Source organism: Actinoplanes sp. KI2, assembly GCF_025630775.1.
Taxonomy (GTDB): domain Bacteria; phylum Actinomycetota; class Actinomycetes; order Mycobacteriales; family Micromonosporaceae; genus Actinoplanes.
In genome coordinates, this window is sequence record NZ_JAOSZE010000113.1 from 1 (window position 1) to 1,731 (window position 1,731).

The following is a 1,731-nucleotide window of genomic DNA, read 5'->3' on the forward strand; positions in this document are numbered from 1 at the left end:
CGTGTTACTTGCGCTTGCGGATTTCTTCGGCGGCCTGCGGTACGACCTTGAACAGGTCACCGACGACGCCGTAGTCGGCCAGCTCGAAGATCGGCGCCTCCGGGTCCTTGTTGACCGCGACGATCGTCTTGGAGGTCTGCATACCGGCCCGGTGCTGGATCGCGCCGGAGATACCCAGCGCCACATACAACTGCGGGGACACCGTCTTACCGGTCTGCCCGACCTGGAACTGGTGCGGGTAGAACCCCGAGTCGACCGCCGCCCGGGACGCGCCGACCGCACCACCGAGCAGATCGGCCAGCTCCTCGACCAGCTTGAAATTGTCCGCCGAGGCCACCCCCCGGCCACCGGAGACGACCACCGACGCCTCGGTCAGCTCCGGCCGCGACCCCTTGGCCTCGGCGACCCGCTGCACCACCTTCGCCAGCTTGTCCGCCTCGGCGACCGCCACCGTCAGCTGCTCCACCGCACCCGCGGCCGCGGCCGGCTGCGGGGTGACCGAGTTCGGGCGGATCGTCACGATCGGCAGCCCCCGGGTCACCCTCGACTTCACCGTCGCCGACCCCGCGAAGATCGCCTGCGTCGCGGTGCCGTCCGCGTCCACCGCGACCGCGTCGGTCAGCAGACCGTTGTCCAGCTTCACCGCCAGCCGCCCGGCGATCTCCTTGCCCTCCTGCGTGGAGGCCAGCAGCACCGCCGCCGGCTGCACCCGAGCGACCAGGCCGGCCACCACCGTGGCCTTCGGCGCGACCAGGTAACTGTCCACCTCCTCACCCGAGGCGACATACACCTTCTCCGCGCCGTACTCGGCGAGCTTGCCCGCGTCCGCCTGCCCGAACACCACCGCCGACACCGACCCCAGCCCACGGGCGATGGTCAGCATCTCCAGCGTGACCTTCTTGACGCCGGCCTCGACGACAACCAGAACCTCAGCCATGACCAGCCCTTCTCAGACGAACTTCTCGGTGGCCAGATACCCGACCAGCTGCGCGCCGCCGTCGCCGGAATCGGTGACCTTCTGCCCCGCACTGCGCTCCGCACGCCGGGCGAACTCCAACACCCGGCTGGACGAACCGGCCGCGCCGACCTCACCCGCCGCCACCCCCAGATCCGCCAGCGCGAGGGTCTGCACCGGCTTCTTCTTCGCCGCCATGATCCCCTTGAACGACGGATACCGCGGCTCGTTGATCGTGTCCCACACACTCACGATCGCCGGCGTCGCAGCGGTCACCACCTCATACCCCTCATCGGTCTGCCGCTCCGCGGTCAACTGGCTGCCCTCGACGGTCAGCTTCCGGGCACCGGTCAACGCCGCGATCCCCAACCGCTCCGCCAGCATGTGCGGCATCACCTGCACCCGGCCATCGGTCGACTCCGCCCCGCACAACACCAGATCCGCGTTCAACGTGCCCAACGCCGCCGCCAGCACCCGCGAGGTCGCCACCGCGCACGAACCGTGCAACGCCTCATCCTGCACATGCACAGCCCTGTCCGGACCCATCGACAACGCCTTACGGATCGCCTCAGTGGCCGACGCCGGACCCATCGTCAGGACCGTCACCTCACCACCATGCGCCTCCTTGATCTTCAGCGCCTCCTCGATGGCGTACTCATCCATCTCATTGATGACATTGCTCGCCGACGCCCGCTCAACGGTGAAATCACCCGCGTCCAACGCACGCGACGCACCGGAGTCGGGTACCTGCTTCACCAAAACGACGATGTTCATCG

2 protein-coding genes are annotated in these 1,731 nt (G+C 68.5%); both read right to left on the bottom strand.

From position 1 onward, the window contains the following. Nucleotides 1–4: 4 nt before the first annotated feature. Nucleotides 5–937 (bottom strand): electron transfer flavoprotein subunit alpha/FixB family protein, encoded by a 933-nt coding sequence (locus ODJ79_RS46480; protein WP_263030170.1) that lies wholly within the window; start codon nt 935–937, stop codon nt 5–7. Nucleotides 938–949: 12 nt separating this feature from the next. After that, entirely contained in the window at nt 950–1,729 is a 780-nt protein-coding gene (locus tag ODJ79_RS46485; RefSeq protein ID WP_263030171.1) for an electron transfer flavoprotein subunit beta/FixA family protein, read from the bottom strand. Between the last annotated feature and the right edge of the window lie 2 nt (nt 1,730–1,731).